The organism is Thermovirga sp. (assembly GCA_012523215.1).
In the GTDB taxonomy this organism is placed as follows: domain Bacteria; phylum Synergistota; class Synergistia; order Synergistales; family Thermovirgaceae; genus 58-81.
In genome coordinates, this window is record JAAYIZ010000142.1 from 1 (window position 1) to 1,851 (window position 1,851).

2 protein-coding genes are annotated in these 1,851 nt (G+C 59.9%); both read left to right on the forward strand.

What is annotated here, in order from left to right; genetic code table 11:
- The first annotated feature begins 91 nt into the window (after positions 1-91).
- Positions 92-1,168: an AI-2E family transporter gene (locus GX108_03950; protein ID NLO56192.1), complete on the forward strand. Its 1,077-nt coding sequence runs from the start codon at positions 92-94 to the stop codon at positions 1,166-1,168.
- Positions 1,169-1,193: 25 nt separating this feature from the next.
- Positions 1,194-1,826, forward strand: coding sequence for a molybdopterin-guanine dinucleotide biosynthesis protein MobB (locus GX108_03955; protein NLO56193.1), 633 nt, complete (start codon positions 1,194-1,196; stop codon positions 1,824-1,826).
- Positions 1,827-1,851 lie beyond the last annotated feature (25 nt).

The following is a 1,851-nucleotide window of genomic DNA, read 5'->3' on the forward strand; positions in this document are numbered from 1 at the left end:
ACGATAGAATGGGAATAGGCCGGCATCGAGCCCTCAATCGTAAGCCTGAAGGGAACGGAGGTATCCATGAGTCTTGGGTAACGGGGTGAGGATGAAACCCCAGGGGCAGTGGGGAGTATACCTGCCCTTCATCGTGGTCTTCGCCATGCTCTCCGTGCTCTCCTTCACGGTGTCCTTCCCGCTCCTGCGGCCCCTCGCCTGGTCGTCGCTTCTGTCATTCTTTGCCTATCCCCTTTACCTGCTGATCTACAGGAAGGGGTTCTCCTGCAAGTGGTCGAACCTTGCGGCAGGGATAACCACCGCGGCAATCCTGCTGGTCCTGGTGGTCCCCGCGGGCCTCATGGGAACGCTGATCGCCAGGGAAGGGATCAGGCTTTACGGCAGGGTGGCCGACCTCCTCCTGCAGTTCGAGGGGGTGGAAATGCCCACGCTGCTCGAGATGCTCCCCCATTGGCTCTCGGTGAGGCTCACGCCCTACGTGGAGCACTTCGAGTACATCGGCGATGCCTTCCGGCAGTCCGGAAGGTGGTTCGCTACCTACATCGCCTCCGTCTCCCGAGGGTTCCTGAGCAACGCCTTCCGGATGTTCTACCAGTTGATCGTCATAGCCGTGGCCTCCTTCTTCATGCTCAGGGACGGTCACAAGATCCTTGACTATGTCAGGGAGATACTGCCCCTTTCGCTTAGCGAAAGAGAGGAGATATTCGGCAAGGCAGAGCAGATTCTACAGTCGGTAGTCTATGGCATCACTTTCACGGCGGGCATACAGGCCGTCCTTGGAGGATTCGGATGGTGGTGGGTGGGGCTGCCCAGCCCTCTCCTTTTCGCGGGAGCCATGTTCCTTCTTGCCATCATCCCCTTCGTGGGTACGCCCCTCGTCCTCCTCCCCGGGGCCGCCTACCTCTTCGCGGAGGGCAAGACGGGTTCGGCCATTTTCCTGGCCCTTTGGGCGATGCTCGTGGTGAGCGCCATCGATAACTTCATACGGCCCTTGTTTATCTCCGAGGGGAGCAAGGTACATATCCTGATAGTCTTCACCGGGGTCGTCGGGGGCCTCGCCACCTGGGGCTTCATAGGCATTTTTGTCGGGCCCCTTATCCTTTCGATGTTCTTTTTCTTCCTTGACGGTTACAGAAAGATCTGGCAGGACATGCGGCAAGATAACTGAAAAAAACGAAAGGAGGTGACGCTCCGTGCCCTTCATACTGGCCGTGAGCGGTTTCAAGGACAGCGGTAAGACCACCCTCTGCAAAAAGCTCTTGTCCCTCCTCGAGGAGAAGGGTCTTGACGTGGCCTATGTGAAGCGCACCCACGAGGAGGTGCTCTCGCCCCCCGAGACCGATTCGGGGCTGCTCGCGGAGGCCTCGGGCCCCGTTGCGCTCTGGGGATCAGACGGCCTTCGGGTGGAAGATGGAAGAAAGGACATGGATCCCGGACGCCTGGCGGCCGCCTACTTCCCCGGCAGGCATCTTCTTCTCCTGGAAGGGGGGAAGGAACTGACCCTTCCAAAGATATGGGTCGGGGACCCCGAGGGCATACCCGAGGAGGTCGTGGGAGTGGTGGCCTTCTACGACAGGGACAACCCCTGCGGGAAGGAGAGGCACTTCTGCACAGGGCAGGAGGAGGAGCTGGCCGAACTGGTGGTGACCATGGTCCGCAAGGCGGAGACCTCGCCGGCCGAAGTCTACAGCAAGGAGAGGAGGATCCCCGTCAAATCCTTCGTCGGGGAGTTCATCGCCGGCGGTGTCTCGGGGATGCTGAAGTCGCTGAAGGGCGATTTCGACCCCGAAGACGGGGTGAGCGTTCATATCAGGACTCTCCCCTGAAGGAACCCCTAAGGAAGTGTTCTTG

What these genes read in the sequence shown, in the direction of transcription:
- GX108_03950 (NLO56192.1), top strand. Translation starts at nt 92, where the DNA reads ATGAAACCCCAGGGGCAGTGGGGAGTATACCTGCCCTTCATCGTGGTC.